Annotated in this window: 16 protein-coding genes and 1 tRNA gene; 1 reads left to right on the top strand and 16 read right to left on the bottom strand. The window is 68.1% G+C overall.

All coding sequences use genetic code 11. The features are described from left to right. Positions 1-100 precede the first annotated feature (100 nt). A tRNA-Leu gene (locus tag C996_RS0109600) sits at positions 101-187 on the top strand. A 266-nt stretch (positions 188-453) separates the two neighbouring features. Here the strand turns inward: C996_RS0109600 and C996_RS0109595 are convergent. From C996_RS0109595 to C996_RS0109520, 16 genes are all read right to left on the bottom strand, one after another. Continuing rightward, entirely contained in the window at positions 454-1755 is a 1302-nt protein-coding gene (locus C996_RS0109595; protein ID WP_018867234.1) for an adenylosuccinate synthase, read from the bottom strand. Continuing rightward, positions 1755-2939 carry an ATP phosphoribosyltransferase regulatory subunit gene (locus C996_RS0109590; protein ID WP_018867233.1) on the bottom strand — a complete coding sequence of 395 codons (1185 nt, stop codon included), beginning with the start codon at positions 2937-2939 and terminating at the stop codon, positions 1755-1757. Before C996_RS0109590 ends, C996_RS0109595 begins: the two co-directional genes overlap by 1 nt. A 132-nt stretch (positions 2940-3071) precedes the next feature. Further along, positions 3072-3956 carry a protease modulator HflC gene (gene hflC, locus C996_RS0109585; RefSeq protein ID WP_018867232.1) on the bottom strand — a complete coding sequence of 295 codons (885 nt, stop codon included), beginning with the start codon at positions 3954-3956 and terminating at the stop codon, positions 3072-3074. After that, a complete protein-coding gene (gene hflK / locus C996_RS0109580) occupies positions 3956-5179 on the bottom strand; it encodes an FtsH protease activity modulator HflK (RefSeq protein ID WP_018867231.1) in 1224 nt (407 codons plus the stop codon). The genes hflC and hflK overlap by 1 nt, the downstream gene beginning before the upstream one ends. 126 nt (positions 5180-5305) lie before the next feature. Then, on the bottom strand, positions 5306-5686 hold the full coding sequence (gene acpS / locus C996_RS0109575; protein WP_018867230.1) for a holo-ACP synthase: 381 nt from the start codon (positions 5684-5686) through the stop codon (positions 5306-5308). A gap of 5 nt (positions 5687-5691) precedes the next feature. Beyond that, entirely contained in the window at positions 5692-6459 is a 768-nt protein-coding gene (gene pdxJ, locus C996_RS0109570; RefSeq protein WP_018867229.1) for a pyridoxine 5'-phosphate synthase, read from the bottom strand. Positions 6460-6494: 35 nt separating this feature from the next. Continuing rightward, positions 6495-7154, bottom strand: coding sequence for a DNA repair protein RecO (locus tag C996_RS0109565; RefSeq protein WP_018867228.1), 660 nt, complete (start codon positions 7152-7154; stop codon positions 6495-6497). Positions 7155-7170: 16 nt separating this feature from the next. Beyond that, complete coding sequence (era, locus tag C996_RS0109560; protein ID WP_018867227.1) at positions 7171-8094, bottom strand: GTPase Era; 924 nt, start codon at positions 8092-8094, stop codon at positions 7171-7173. Next, positions 8091-8768, bottom strand: a complete 678-nt coding sequence (gene rnc / locus C996_RS0109555; protein ID WP_018867226.1) for a ribonuclease III — start codon at positions 8766-8768, stop codon at positions 8091-8093. The genes era and rnc overlap by 4 nt, the downstream gene beginning before the upstream one ends. Positions 8769-8811: 43 nt before the next feature. After that, the gene (locus C996_RS0109550) at positions 8812-9168 is read right to left on the bottom strand and encodes a DUF4845 domain-containing protein (protein ID WP_018867225.1); all 357 of its coding nucleotides are present in this window, start codon (positions 9166-9168) and stop codon (positions 8812-8814) included. 62 nt (positions 9169-9230) lie between these two features. Next, on the bottom strand, positions 9231-10001 hold the full coding sequence (lepB, locus tag C996_RS0109545) for a signal peptidase I (RefSeq protein WP_018867224.1): 771 nt from the start codon (positions 9999-10001) through the stop codon (positions 9231-9233). A 67-nt stretch (positions 10002-10068) separates the two neighbouring features. Further along, positions 10069-11877 (bottom strand): translation elongation factor 4, encoded by a 1809-nt coding sequence (gene lepA, locus C996_RS0109540; protein ID WP_018867223.1) that lies wholly within the window; start codon positions 11875-11877, stop codon positions 10069-10071. Continuing rightward, a complete protein-coding gene (locus tag C996_RS0109535) occupies positions 11874-12113 on the bottom strand; it encodes a glutaredoxin family protein (RefSeq protein WP_017940958.1) in 240 nt (79 codons plus the stop codon). The genes lepA and C996_RS0109535 overlap by 4 nt, the downstream gene beginning before the upstream one ends. An 87-nt stretch (positions 12114-12200) precedes the next feature. Further along, complete coding sequence (locus tag C996_RS0109530; protein ID WP_018867222.1) at positions 12201-13625, bottom strand: DegQ family serine endoprotease; 1425 nt, start codon at positions 13623-13625, stop codon at positions 12201-12203. An 82-nt stretch (positions 13626-13707) separates the two neighbouring features. After that, entirely contained in the window at positions 13708-14196 is a 489-nt protein-coding gene (locus tag C996_RS0109525) for a SoxR reducing system RseC family protein (RefSeq protein ID WP_018867221.1), read from the bottom strand. Between the two features lie 18 nt (positions 14197-14214). Continuing rightward, positions 14215-15189, bottom strand: coding sequence for a MucB/RseB C-terminal domain-containing protein (locus tag C996_RS0109520; RefSeq protein WP_081619385.1), 975 nt, complete (start codon positions 15187-15189; stop codon positions 14215-14217). Between the last annotated feature and the right edge of the window lie 2 nt (positions 15190-15191).

Genomic DNA, 15191 nt, shown 5'->3' with positions numbered 1-15191 from the left:
ATTTCGGCCCCCGGGGCGTTGACAGCCTCGCGGGCGCGCACTATAGTGCGCGCTCCTGAAGCGCAGGACACTCGGTTTTCACCGCTGTGTCGTCCCTCGTGCCGAGGTGGCGGAATTGGTAGACGCGCTAGCTTCAGGTGCTAGTGGGGGTAACCCCGTGGAGGTTCAAGTCCTCTCCTCGGCACCATTTTTCTGCTTCAACACACTCCCTGAACCACCCCGTAACGCGCGGCATCCACATGGATGGCGTGGATTTTTTCGTGGGCGCTGCCTTCGCGGGCGCGGCCCGTGGAGCATTCACCCGGGCCATTCGCATGCCACATGGGCAAACCTCGACGCCGCTTCATACACACGCGTCATGCGCACCCGCGTGCACAGGCGCCGGCCCCCCGGGCCGGGGCATCACCGAAGCCCGCGCTTGCTGACGCCCCGACCGTCCGTCCGGGCGGGATATCAGCTGTCGAACGGGTCGCGCAGCACCAGGGTTTCGTCGCGATCCGGGCCGGTGGAGACCATATCCACCGGGACCCCGACGACCTCGCTCAGCCGCTCCAGATAGGCGCGCGCATTCGCCGGCAGCTGCGCGTACTCGCGGATGCCGACCGTGGACTCCGCCCAGCCCGGCATCTCCTCGTAGATCGGGGTGCAGGCCGCATAGGCCTCGGCCCCAGAGGGCGGCACCTCGCGGCGCTCGCCACCACAGTCATAGCCGACACAGATCTGCACACTCTCCAGCCCGTCCAGCACATCCAGCTTGGTCATGCACAGGCCGCTGATCGTGTTCACCTGGACCGCCCGCTTCAGCGCGACCGCGTCAAACCAGCCGCAACGCCGCGCACGCCCGGTGGTGGAGCCGAATTCGTTGCCCTGGCGCGCAAGGTGCTCGCCCATGTTGTCGAACAGCTCGGTGGGGAACGGCCCCGCCCCCACACGCGTGGTATAGGCCTTGGTAATCCCCAGCACGTAGTCGATGTCCCGCGGGCCCACCCCGGAGCCGGTGGAGGCGCCCCCCGCGGTGGTGTTCGACGAGGTCACAAACGGATACGTGCCGTGGTCGATGTCCAGCAGCGTGCCCTGGGCGCCCTCGAACATCACGTCCTTGCCCTGCTCGCGCAGCGCGTGCAGCCGCCCGGCCACGTCCGTGACCATCGGCTGCAGTCGTTCGGCGTGCGCCAGGCACTGCTCCAGCACTTCCTGCTGATCGACGGTCGGCGCCTTGAAGTAGTGCTTCAGCGCAAAGTTGTGATAGTCCATCACCTCGCCCAGCTTGGCCGCCAGGCGTTCGCGGTGGAACAGGTCGTCCAGACGCAGGCCGCGACGCGCCACCTTGTCCTCGTAGGCCGGCCCGATGCCGCGCCCGGTCGTCCCGATGGCCGCCTTGCCACGTGCCTTCTCGCGCGCATGGTCCAGTGCCACGTGGTAGGGCAGGATCAGCTGGCAGGCATCCGACAGACGGAGGCGGTCGGCGACCGGCACCCCCTTGGCCTCCAGCTCCTCCATCTCCGTGATCAGGGCCTCGGGCGAGAGCACGACCCCGTTGCCGATCATGCATTCCACGCCTTCGCGCAGGATGCCGGACGGGATCAGGTGCAGAACAGTCTTCTCACCGCCGATCACCAGGGTGTGGCCGGCATTGTGCCCGCCCTGGAAGCGGACCACCGCGGCCGCGTCCTCGGTCAGACGATCGACGATCTTGCCCTTGCCCTCGTCCCCCCACTGGCTGCCCAGCACGACTACAAAACGTCCCATCGTCATCAATGCTCCACTACCGTCCATTCGCCGTCGCGCTGCTCCAGACGCGCGCCGGCGGGTGATTCATTGTCCTGGCCATCCAGCTCGCGCACCACGCGCACCCCGCGTGCGCGCAGGTCCGCGATCGCGGCCTCCAGGGCCGCATCGCCGCTGGCCGGCGCATGCACGCTTTCCCGGGTCGGGGCCGCCACCCCGCCTTCGCGGCGCACGAAGGCGCGCAGATCGGTACTGAACCCGGTCGCCGCGCGCGCACGGCCGAATACCCGCCCGATGTCGTTATACCGCCCCCCACGGGCGATGGCCTGGCCGGAACCCGGGACGAAAGCGGCGAACACCAGCCCCGTGTGATAGGCGTAGCCGCGCAGTTCCGCAAGGTCCAGGTGCAGGTCCAGCCCCGGCTCGCCCGCCTCGAGGCGCGCGACCACGGCCTGCAGGTGATCCAGCGCCGCCTGAACCTCCGTCGGTGCGCCGTCCAGGGCCCGGCGGGCCTCGTCCAGTACCGTGGCGTCCCCGTTGAGATCGACCAGCGCCCGCAGGCGCGCGCAGGCGGCCGGGTCCATGCCGGAGGCCTGCCAGGCCGCCAGGGTCTCGTCGATCTCGGGCACGCTCTTGCGCTGGAGCTGGTCAAAGAAGTCCTGCTCCTGGCTCTCGTCGAGGCCGGCGTCGCGCGCCAGGGCGCGATAGATCCCGACATGGCCGAGATCCATGCTCGGGCGGTCCACGCCGCAGACGGTCAGGGTGGCCAGCATCAGACGGATGATCTCGAGATCGCTGTCGATCCCGTCGTGGCCGAACAGCTCGGCACCCGCCTGCAAGGGACTGCGCGAGCCGGACCATTCGTCCGCGCGGGTACGCAGGGCGGTACCCACGTAGCACAGGCGATTCGGCCCCTGCACCCGCAGGCGATGCGCGTCGATACGTGCCACCTGCGGGGTCAGGTCCGCGCGCACACCCATCATGCGACCGGTGAGCTGATCGGTGAGCTTGAAGGTCTGCAGATCAAGGGCATGCCCGGCCCCGGTCAGGAGGGATTCCAGATACTCGGCCAGGGGAGGCATCACGAGGTCGTAGCCCCAGGTGTCGAACTGGTCCAGCACGCGGCGCCGGAGCGCCTCGAGACGCCGCGCGGCATCCGGCAGGGCCTCCTCCAGGCCGTCCGGCAGCAGCCAGCGGTTGATATCGGTCATGTCATCCCTGTCCTTGTCCTGTCATCCACCACGCCCGGCCCACCGTCCGGCAAAAGTCGGGCCCGGATACTTCCGGGCCCGTTGCAAACGGCGACCTTCGGGGCGGCCGCAGCCACCCGGTTTCCGGCCCGCTCAGCGGGGCGGCAGCGGCGCCGGACGTTCGCCCCCGGGGGCATTGAAGTACTGGAAGAACTCGGAGTTCGGTTCCAGGATGAAGGTGCTGTTCTCGCCGCTCATGCTGTTGCGGTAGGCAATCAGGCTGCGATAGAAGCGGAAGAAGTCCTGGTCCTCGCCGAACGAACGCCCGAGGGTCTCGGTCGCCCGTGCGTCACCGGCACCGCGGATCTCCTCGGAGTCGCGATAGGCATTCGCCAGGATCACCGTGCGTTCGCGGTCGGCCCGCGACCGGATACGCTCGGCCTCTTCCTGCCCGCGGGCCCGGAAGTCCTGGGCCACGCGCTGACGCTCGGCCCGCATGCGCTCGTACACCGACTCGGATACCTCGTCGGGCAGGTCCATGCGGCGGATGCGCACATCCACCAGATTGATGCCCAGCTCCTGAGCGGTCTCCAGTGCCGTCTGACGCACCGCGCCCATGATCGTCAGGCGCTCACCAGCGACCACATCCTGCAGTTCGAAGCGGGCGAACTCGTTACGCATCCCGTCGCGCAGGATCTGCGCCAGGCGCTCCTCGGCCAGGCGCTCGTCGCCGCGCGTGGCGCGATAGAACTGCCCGACGTCGTCGATCCGCCACTTGGCGTAGAAATCGACGATGATGTTCTTCGCCTCGGAGGTCAGGAACCGGTCCGGCGGGATATTCAGCGTCATGATCCGGGCGTCGAACTTCTCGACGTTCTGAATCAGCGGGAACTTGAAGTGCAGGCCCGGGGCCGGATCGACCTCGCGGATCTCCCCCAGGGCGAACTTGATCACGCGTTCGCGCTCGTCAACGGTGTAAGTCGACAGGGCGACGACGATACCGAGCACGACCACGGCAATACCGGCTATGCGGAGCATTAGCGCACCTCCCGCGAACGCTGGGCGGCCGGGTCGCGATCACCCAGCCGGCTGCTCGTACCCGAGCCACTGTTGCTGAAGACACTGCGGCTGGTATCCAGCGGTCGCGGTGTCGGTGTGTCGCCGGAACTGTTCCCGCTGCGCGCGGCGCCCTGGAACAACTGATCCAGCGGCAGCATCATCAGGTTGTTGCTGCTACCCACGTCCAGCATCAGCTTGCGCGAATCCTCCAGCACGGCCTCGACCGCCTCCAGGTAGAGACGATCCCGGGTCACGTCCGGGGCCTGCTGGTATTCGGCCAGCAACTGGTCGAAGCGCGAGGCATCACCCTCGGCCCGGGCGATCACCTGATCGCGATAGCCCTCGGCCTCCTCGATGATGCGGGCGGCCTGACCGCGGGCCCGCGGGATCACGCCATTGGCGTAGGCCTCGGCCTCGTTGCGGAAACGCACCTCGTCCTCGCGGGCGCGGATCGCGTCGGCAAAGGACTCCTGCACCGGTTCCGGCGGCTGCGCCTGCTGCATGGACACGGCGGTGACGATGATGCCGGCCCCATAGGCGTCCAGGTTTTCCTGCATCACCACGCGCGACGACGAGGCGATCTCGCCACGCCCCTCGCCGAGAATGAATTCGAGGTTGTTCTTGCCGATGCGCTCGCGGATCGCCGACTCCATCACCCGATTCACCGTGGCGTTCGGGTTGCGGACATTGAAGAGATAGTCGACCAGGTCGAGGATGCGGTACTGCACCGCGATATCGACATCGATGATGTTCTCGTCGCCGGTCAGGATCAGCGCGCGATGCTCGAGCGTCCGGACGTTGTCGACGTTCTCGATCTCGATGCGCTCGATGGGATAGGGCAGATGCCAGCCCGGCCCCGGGTTCTTCACCTGCTGGAACTCGCCGAAGCGCAGCACCACGCCGCGTTCGCCTTCCGAGATGATGTGGAAGCCGGACGCCAGCCAGACCACCAGCGCGATAATCAGGCCGAGGCTGACCAGGGCCTGGGCACCCCGGCCCATGCCGCCACTGCCGGAACCGCCCGAGCCGCCGCTGCCGCCCCCGCCGAAGATACCATTCAGCTGACGCGACAGCTTGCGCATCATCTCCTCGAGGTCGGGGGGCTGATTGCCACCCCCGCCACCGCCACCGCTACCGCGCTGGCCGCCACCACCCCCACTCCAGGGGTCGCGGTTGTTGTTTCCCGGTTCGTTCCAGGGCATTGACTGGACTCCGTCGCTCGCTCAGGGCTGGCCTGCCACGGCATCCGCGGACACCGGCAGGCATAAGGAGCCACATTCTAGGGAGCCGCCCCAACCCGGGCAACCTCGCCCGGAGGGAAAGGCGGGTTACTCGCCACCTTCGAGGACCACGAAGGCCTGGGCGTATTCGCGTTCGTCGCTGATGCTGAGATGGATCGCGCGCACACCGAGGCGGTCTGCCGTGGCCCGGGCCCGCCCGGCCAGCACGAATTCGGGGCGCCCGCGAGCGTCATGGGTCACCCCCGCCTCCGACAGCGCCATGTCGGCCCCGACCCCGCAGCCCAGCGCCTTGGCCAGCGCCTCCTTGGCGGCAAAGCGCCGGGCCAGAAACCCGGCCGGTTCATGGGATGGCAGATCGGCCTGCTCCAGCGGATGCAGGATGCGCTCGGCGAGGCGGCGGCCGTGGCGCTCCCACATGCCGCGCATGCGCGCGACCTGCACCAGATCGGTCCCGATCCCGAGGATCATCGCGCTCAGACCGGGTACTGCCCGGCCGGCAGCCCCTGGCGGGCAGCATCCATCAGCCCGCGCATGTGACTGACCGCCTCGGGCAGGCCGGTAAACAGGGCCCGCGCGACGATCGAATGCCCGATATTGAGCTCGTGGAAAACCGGGTTGGCCGCGATCGGGCGCACGTTGTCGTAGTCCAGCCCGTGGCCGGCGTTGATCACCAGCCCCATCTCCCGGCCGGCGGCAGCGGCCTCGTTAATGCCGGCGAGCAAGCGTTCGCGCTCGGCCGCATCACGGGCGTTGGCATAGGCACCGGTGTGCAGCTCCACCACCGGCGCGCCAATGGCCACCGCCGCCTCCAGCTGGCGCGCATCCGGCTCCACGAACAGCGAGACCTCGATCCCCGCGGCGGTCAGGGGCGCGACAAACTCGCGCAGGCGCTCCAGCTGCCCCACGGCATCCAGCCCACCCTCGGTAGTCAGCTCCTCGCGCTTCTCCGGCACGATGCAGCACGCCTCCGGGCGCAGCCTCAGGGCAATCGCCTGCATGCCCTCGGTGGCCGCCATCTCCAGGTTCATCGGGACCTTGAGCCGGGGCTTGATCCCGAAGACATCGTCGTCCTGGATATGGCGGCGGTCCTCGCGCAGGTGCAGGGTGATGGAGTCCGCGCCGCTGGCCTCGGCCAGGCGCACCGCCTGCATCAGGTCCGGATACGGCGTATGCCGCGCCTGGCGAATGGTGGCGATGTGATCGAGATTGACCCCGAGCTTGAGCGGAGCAGGATGCGACATGAGGCGGTGCCCTTGGTTGGATGCGGTCCCGAAGCCTACAGCAGACCCCGGGTGCGCAGGGGCCGACCGGCCAGGTGGATGTCGATCAGCCGGCGCATGAAGTCGCGACTGACGCGGGCATGATTATCCGGCACGTCCTCCCCGGTGGCCAGCGCCCGCAGCGCCGAACCGGGGATCGCCTCGCCCCGTCCGGCGGCCACGGGCTCCAGTCCGGCCTCCGGGTCGTAGCGATACCAGCCATCCGGGTCCAGCTCGGCCGGCTCGACATGCTCCAGCCCGGAGTCCAGCGGGGCAAGCAGGGCCCATTCGGCACGACGCAGGGCGGTATCGGCGCGTTCGCCCGCGGCCAGCCGGGCGTAGGCGGACAGCAGCGCGGGCAGGGCCTCCGGGATCGGGGCCTCGCGCGGGTACAGGCGCAGGATCAGCTCGTTCAGGTACAGCCCGCAGACCAGGGACCGTCCGGTCAGCGGGAAGACCCGCTGCTGCTCGGCGACGCTGAGGGTGGGCAACTCGCCGCGCCCGCGCCAGGCCAGATCCAGCAGCACGAACGGCTGGACAGACCCGGCCTTGCCGCGCACCACCGCCGACAGGCGGCCGCTCCCGGCGGTCAGCAGATCCAGCACGCGGCTGTTCTCGCGCAGCGGGCGGGCGTGCAGCACGACCCCCTGGGTGACCGCCGACCCCGCGCCACTCATGCCCGTCGCGGGGCCCTCATCGGGGTTCTTCGATGCCGAGTTCGCGCAGGGCCCGCGGGTTGCGGGTCCAGTCGGCCTCCACCCGCACGGTCAGACGCAGCATGACCTTGCGCTCCAGCAGTTCTTCCAGCTGGACGCGGGCCGCCTGGCCGATCCGCTTGAGGCGCTGGCCACCCTTGCCGATCACGATTCCCTTCTGGCTGTCGCGCTCGACCAGGATGACCGCGTCGATGTGTGTCGTGCGCGGCTCGTCCGACCAGTCCTCCACGCGCACCGCCACCGAGTACGGAACCTCCTGCCCCAGGTGCTCGAGCATGGATTCGCGGATCATCTCCTCGGCGCGAAATCGCTGCGGACGATCCGAGAGCTGATCGGGGTCGTACAGGAACGGGCCCTGCGGGAGGTGCGTCCGGATCTCCGCGATCAGGCCCTCCAGATTGGAGCCGGTCTTCGCCGACAGCGGCACCACGCCGGCATAGTCGAAACTCGCGGCCCGGGCCTGAATGAACGGCAGCAGCTCCTCCTTCGCGCGGAACTGGTCGACCTTGTTGATCACCAGCAGCGCCGGGCGCCCGGAATGCCGGATAGTCTCTTCGATGCGCTCGTCGCCCGGGCGGAACTGGCCGGCCTCGACGATGAAGCAGACGAGGTCGGCATCCGCCAGCGCCTGGCTGGCCGTGCGGTTGAGGACGCGGTTCACGAGCTGGGTGCGCTCGGTGTCGATGCCGGGCGTATCCATCAGCACGATCTGGTCCTGCTCCTCGGTCACGATCCCGAGGATGCGGTTGCGCGTGGTGTGGGGCCGCCGGGTCGTCGCCGCCAGCTTCTCGCCGACCAGACGGTTCATCAGCGTGGTCTTGCCCACGTTGGGCCGGCCGATCAGCGCAATCAGACCACAGCGCGTGGATTCGCCCGCGGGGCGGTCATCGGTTTCGCTCATTGTTCCTGTACCTGTTGCAGGCGCTTCAGGGCGGCCTCGGCCGCGGCCTGCTCGGCGCGGCGCCGCGAGGAGCCCTGGCCGCGCTGCCCCCAGCCCTGGGTGGGAAGGTGCACCGCCACGGTGAACTGGCGCTTGTGATCGGGGCCGGCCACCTCCAGTACCTCGTAGACCGGAAGCTCCGCATTGCGGCCCTGCAGCTGTTCCTGAAGGCGGGTTTTCGGGTCCTTCAGCGACTCGGCCGACGGCAGATCCTGCAGGCGCTCGGCGTAAAGCGCCAGGGTGAACTCGCGCGCGGCCTGCATGCCGGCCTCGCGATAGGTCACCCCGATCAGGGCCTCCACGGCATCCGCGAGGATGGAGTCGCGGCGCTGACCACCACTCTTGCGCTCGCCCTGGCCCAGGTTCAGCGTGCCCTCCAGTCCCGTCTCGCGCGCCAGCGCGGCCAGCGACTCGCGATTGACCAGCGCGGCACGCAGGCGGGTCAGGTCGCCCTCCGGGGCGTCCGGGAGCTGCTCGTACAGGGCGTCGGCGATCACCAGGCCCAGCACGGCATCCCCGAGGAATTCGAGACGCTCGTTGTTGCGCCCGCCGGCACTGCGGTGGGTCAGCGCCTGGCCCACGCCCTCGCCGTCGCGCACGGCCGGCGGCAGCAGGCTGCGAAAGTCACGACTCACGAAAACACCCCTGGAGGCATGCAACAGATCGACGCCGCCCTCCTCAGGGGGCGAGTGTCTCGCTGTTCGAGAAGCGCGCCACCACGTCCACGTTGCCGAGGAATTCGCGGCGCACCTCGTATTCCAGGTTCAGGCGGCGGCCCTCCCCGTGCTCGGTCACGCTGAAGTTGTCCTCGCCGATCCCGTCGTATACCGAATTGATCTGGAACCGGCGATTGATCTCGCGCCACAGCTCGCGCTCGCTCTTGTCGGCGGCGCCGGTCTGGGTGGCCACATCCTGCATGATCGAGCGCACGGTCAGGAACTGGGTGTACTGCGTACCCATCTTGATCACGAAGGTGCCGACCAGCAGCGCGAGGAAGATCAGCGCAAGAATCGTCACCGCGCCCGCGCCCTGCATCGAGTGTCTGGAATGTCGCATGAATACCCTGCCCCTGGTTGCCTGCTCCCGCGGAATACGGCCTAGCGAATCGCCTGGCCGATCCGGGAAAAGTCCCGATGGCCTTCATTGTAATCCCAATGCAGCCAGATGAAGAGCGCCCGGCCCACCAGGTGCTCCTCGGCGACGAACCCCCAGACCCGGCTGTCGTTGGAGTTGTCGCGGTTGTCACCGACCATGAAGTAGTGACCGTCGGGGACCGTGACCGAACCGTCGAGGCTCGCCTGCTGCTCGCGCATCAGGGTGTTGTAGGTGCGTCCATCCAGGGTCTCCTCGAACATCGACGCGCCCGACATGACCTGCCCGGAGCCCTCGCCCTCGAAGGTTCCAACCCGCTCGGCCGGCTGCGGCTCGCCATTCACGTACAGCACGCGATCGCGGAACGCGATGGTATCGCCCGGCAGACCGATGACCCGCTTGATGTAGTCCTCGGCGGGGTTGCGGGGATACTTGAACACCACGACCTCGCCACGCTCCGGCTCGCCGGTATCGAGGATCTTGGTGCGGGTGACCGGCAGGCGGATCCCGTAGGAGAACTTGCTGACCATGATGAAGTCGCCCACCAGCAGGGTGGGCATCATCGACCCGGAGGGGATGCGGAAGGGCTCGGCCACGAACGAGCGCAGGATCAGCACGATCAGCAGCACCGGGAAGAACGAACGCGAATAGTCCACAAACCAGGGCATCGCACGCTGGCGCTCCGGGCTGCGACGCCGCCGCAGGACCACCCAGCCCAGCCAGATCAGGCCGGTCACGGCGGTTGCCAGCACCAGGATCAGTTCGAGATTTGCCATGCCGTGTCCTCTGTTCCCGGCCCGCCGGGGATTGCCCGACGGCCCTGCCGGGCCGCAGGCCTGATTGTCACTTCTTGTCGTCGTCCACCGACAGCACCGCCAGGAAGGCCTCCTGCGGCACGTCCACCTTGCCGATCGATTTCATGCGCTTCTTGCCGGCCTTCTGTTTCTCCAGGAGTTTGCGCTTGCGGGTTACGTCGCCGCCGTAGCACTTGGCCAGCACGTTCTTGCGCATCGCCTTGACCGTGGCGCGCGCGATAATCTTGGAACCGATCGCCGCCTGGATCGCCACCTCGTACATCTGACGCGGGATGATCTTGGCCATGCGCTCGATGATCTCGCGCCCGCGCGACTCGGCATGGTCGCGATGCACGATGGCCGACAGCGAATCCACGCGGTCGCCATTGATCAGGATGTCCACGCGCACCAGCGGCGCCGCCTGGAAGCGCAGCGGCTGGTAGTCGAACGAGGCATAGCCGCGGGTCGCGGACTTCAGGCGATCGAAGAAGTCGAGCATCACCTCGGACATCGGCAGCTCGTAGGACAGCTGCACCTGGCGCCCGAGGTACTGCATCTTCGTCTGCACACCGCGCTTCTCGACACACAGAGTGATCACCGCCCCTACATACTCCTGCGGGACCAGGATATTCGCCTCGATGATCGGCTCGCGGATCTCGGCCACCTCGTTGTTCGCCGGCAGCTCGGAGGGGTTGTGCACCGAGACCACCTCGCCGTCGTTGCGCTCCACCTCGTAGACCACGGTGGGCGCGGTGGTGATCAGGTCCAGGTCGTATTCCCGCTCCAGGCGCTCCTGCACGATCTCCATGTGCAGCATGCCGAGGAAGCCGCAGCGAAAGCCGAACCCGAGCGCCTGCGAGGTCTCCGGCTCGAACGACAGCGCCGCATCGTTCAGGCGCAGCTTGTCCAGCGCCTCGCGCAGGTCGTTGAAGTCGTCCGCACTGACCGGGAACAGCCCGGCGAATACCCGCGGCTGGATCTCCTGGAAGCCCGGTACCGGCTCGTCCGCCGGGTTGTTGAAATCGGTAAAGGTGTCGCCCACCTTGGCCCCGGAGATGTCCTTGATGGTCGCGATCAGATAGCCGACCTCGCCGACCTCCAGGGTCTTGCGGTCCACCGGCTTGGGCGTGAATACGCCGACCCGGCTGACCTCGTGCGCCCGCCCCACCGACATCGCCTTGATCTTCTGGCCCGCGTAGAAGCGTCCGGCCTTGACCCGCACCAGCGCCACCACGCCCAGGTAGTTGTCGTACCAGGAGTCGATCACCAGCGCCTTGGGCGCGGCCTCGGCATCGCCCTCCGGTGGCGGGATCCGGCGCACGATCTCCTCCAGCAGCTCGGCGATGCCCTCGCCGGTCTTGGCGGAGACGCGCAGGGCGTCGGTCGCCTCGATACCGATCACATCCTCGATCTCGGCCGCCACCCGGTCCGGCTCGGCGGCGGGCAGGTCGATCTTGTTCAGCACCGGGACGACCTCGAGCCCCTGATCGATCGCGGTGTAGCAGTTGGCGACGCTCTGCGCCTCGACGCCCTGCGAGGCATCCACCACCAGCAACGCACCCTCGCAGGCGTACAGCGAGCGCGAGACCTCGTAGGAGAAGTCCACATGCCCCGGGGTGTCGATGAGATTGAGCTGATAGCGCTCACCGTCCTGGGCGTCGTAGTACAGCGAGACGCTCTGCGCCTTGATGGTGATCCCGCGCTCGCGCTCCAGATCCATCGAGTCCAGCACCTGCTCGGACATCTCGCGTTCGGTCAGGCCATGACAGCCCTGGATCAGGCGGTCCGCCAGCGTGGACTTGCCGTGGTCGATATGCGCGATGATGGAGAAATTGCGGGTGAGGCGGGTTTCGGTCATGCAGGGGCCAGTTGGTCCAGCAGTGCCTTTCGGTCGAGGAAATGGCAGCAGAGAATGTCGCCGTCGACCGCAAGCACCGGGACCTTGACGTTGAAACGCGCCTGCAGCTCCGGGTCCTCGTCGATGTCGACGACCGTAAGCGCGAAAGTATAACGGCTTTTGAGGGCCATGATCTCGGCCAGCATGTCATGGCAGAGACCGCAGCTCTCGCGGTGATAAAGCGTCAGTTCGGTCATCCGCAAACGATCGGGAGGGCTGCCGACCGGGCCGACAACCCTCCCTTGCTCCATGGCGGCCCCGGGGCGTGCGCCCCGAAGGCGGTCTCAGTCCCGCGGGATGCGCAGGGCGATGTAGGTCGGGTTGTCGCCGCGATACACCAGGACCGGCACCGTCCGCCGGTCGCCGACCTCGGCGATCTGTTGCTCCAGCGTCTCCGCCGAGTCGATGGCATGGCCGCCGAACTGCACGATCACATCGCCGGGGCGCAGGCCGGCGGAACGCGCCGGGTTGTCGACGACCTCCCGCACGACCACGCCGGCGTCCACGTCCAGCTCCGCGGCGCGTTCGGCCTCCAGCGGCTCCAGGACCATCCCCAGCAGGCTCTGCGGCTCGGTCCGCTCCGGCGTCTGCCGCTGTGGCCCGCCACGCTGGGCCGAGATGTCGTCCGGCAGGCGCTCGATCTCGACCGTGATGGTGCGGGTCTCGTCGCCGCGGCGCACTTCCACCTCGGCCTCGGTGCCCACCGGCGTGCGCCCGACGATCGGCGGCAGAGCGGAGGAGTTGGGCACCTCGATGCCGTTGAACGACAGGATCACGTCACCGGTCTCGAAGCCGGCCTTCTGCGCCGGGCTGTCGGCCTGCACCCGCGCGACCAGGGCGCCGGTGGGCTTGTCCATGCCGAAGGAGTCGGCCAGCTCGCGCGTAACCTCCTGGATCAGCACACCCAGCCAGCCGCGCGTCACCTCGCCGTGTTCCCGCAGCTGCTGCACCACGTCCTCCACCATCTCGATAGGCACGGCGAAGGACAGGCCCATGAAGCCGCCCGTGCGGCTGTAGATCTGGGCATTGATGCCAATGACCTCGCCATCCAGATTCAGAAGCGGCCCGCCCGAGTTGCCCGGATTGATCGCCACGTCGGTCTGGATGAACGGGACGTAGTTCTCGGTCGGCAGGTTGCGCCCCTTGGCGCTGACGATGCCGGCGGTGACGGAGTGATCGAAGCCGAACGGCGAACCGATCGCCAGCACCCATTCGCCGACCTTCAGGTCGGACGAAGAACCCAGCTTCAGGGTCGGCAGGTCCTCGGCGTCGATCTTCAGCAGTGCCACGTCACTCTGCGGGTCCTTGCCGACGATCTCGGCGTCGAACACGCGCCGGTCGGACAGATGGACGACGACCTCCGAGGCTCCGTCCACCACATGGTTCGCGGTGATGATGTAGCCATCCTCGGTGTAGATGAAGCCGGAACCCAGCGAGTTGCGTTCGAAGCTCTCCGGGGCGCGCTCGCCCGAGCCGCCCGGACCACCAAAGAAACGCTCGAACAGGTCCTCGAAGGGCGTGCCCTCGAAGTCCGGCATCTGGCCGCGATGCGGATTCTCGCGCTCGCGGGTGGTGGCGATGTTCACCACCGCCGGGCTGTGTTCCTCCGCCAGCGGCACGAAGTCCGGCAGCATGCGCGCCGAGGCCGGCAGCGACAGGGCGAGAAAGGTCAGGGCCACCAGTGCCCATTGCATCGGTTTCATCATCATCTGATCCGCATTGGGAAGTCGAAGGTTCAACGCTCTAGAAAGCCGCACCCACCCGCAAGTTCCCGCGGGCGCACACAGACCCTCAGGGTCGCGGCGTGAGCACGGAGCCGGCGGAGCCATGCACCCCCGAGGCCGGATGACGCTCCAGCAGCACCGGCGCCAGATCCGGCGCCCGACGGCGCAGCCAGACGCGTACCGCATACAGGCCCGCGGCAAAGCCCAGGGCGCCGGCGAGCAGGTGTATTCCCTCGCCCAGCCCGGGCGCGACCAGCATCATCAGGCCGGGCGCCGCCACCAGCCCGGCCAGTGGCAGCAGGTACATTGCAAGGGCCCCTGAGACCAGGGCCTGGTCACGGATCCCCAGGGTCACGGTATCCCCGGGCTGCAGCGTTCCGAGATGCCCGACGGTCACCTCCACCGCCTTGCGACCGAGAACCTCGGAGAGCACCCCGCTGCCGCAGCCCGTACGGGCCGAACAGCTGCCGCAGGTCGACTGGCGCTCAATGCGCACGCGCGCCGCATAGCCCTCCACCGACAGCACAATGCCCTGTTCGCGGATCCATTCACTCATGCTGCGCCCCGCGAGGGATCATTCACCGGAGTGGTACACGATCGCATCCAGCACACCCTGAACCGTGGCCCGCGGGACGTCGCCCACCGCGGTTACCTGGTGCCCGGCAATCGAGCGGGCCGCGCCGTGCGTGGCGCCCGCGCGGGTCGTGCCCTCGAACATCCGCTCGCCACTGGTCTTTTCGATGTACACCGAAACCGACGCAAGGCCGTCGCTCAGCACGAAGTGGCGCAGACGGGCCTCGCCATCCCCGACCGGACGTTCGGTCGCGGCGATCGCGGTAAAACCGTCCGGCAGCGCATCAAAGTGCCAGCCGTCCATGCCCGTCTGTGCGTCCCATTCGGGCTTTTTGTGGCCACGATCGGCCCGCACTTCGACCCGCTCCGCGTCTTCCTGCGTGGGCTCGAGAGCACCCTCGGCGACCTCCTCCAGACGCTCGAGACTGGTGAACGCGAGACGTTCCAGCAGATGGCCATGCCCGTCGTACAGCTCGCTCAGCAGCGGGAGCGCGGTTTCCGTATGCAGGCAGTAGCGATGACTGTAGCGCAAGGTATCGCGCGCCCGCGCCAGGATCATGCGGCAGTCGAGACCGGCCACGCGGTCCGCGCCCATGTCCTTCAGTTCATAGTGATCGTGGCGCTCAAGCAGGAACACCGGCGCACCGGCCGGTCCGTGCGGGGGCTCACCCGCCGCCGCCCGGGCACCCTTCAGGGCACTCAGCCGGTCGACCGAACGCAGGATCTCGCGCGGGGCGCCGGTCAGGGTCTCCAGACGTTCACGGTAGCCACCGTTCTCGGCGGCGTGTACCACACGGATGGCGTCCAGCCGATCGTCGCGCTGGAGCACGAAGGTCCCCTGGTAACTCTCCGAGTGCAGGCTGCCGGTCATACGCTGCAACCAGTCGGCGGGGGACGCCTCCCCCGCCAGGACCGGCAAAGGCAGACAACAAAGCGCGGTAGCGGCAACCAGGGCGTACGCGAGGCTGCGGCGCATCA

It is taken from the genome of Thioalkalivibrio sp. ALE25 (assembly GCF_000377285.1).
Lineage (GTDB): Bacteria > Pseudomonadota > Gammaproteobacteria > Ectothiorhodospirales > Ectothiorhodospiraceae > Thioalkalivibrio.
This window is presented reverse-complemented; position numbering and strand designations above follow the sequence as displayed.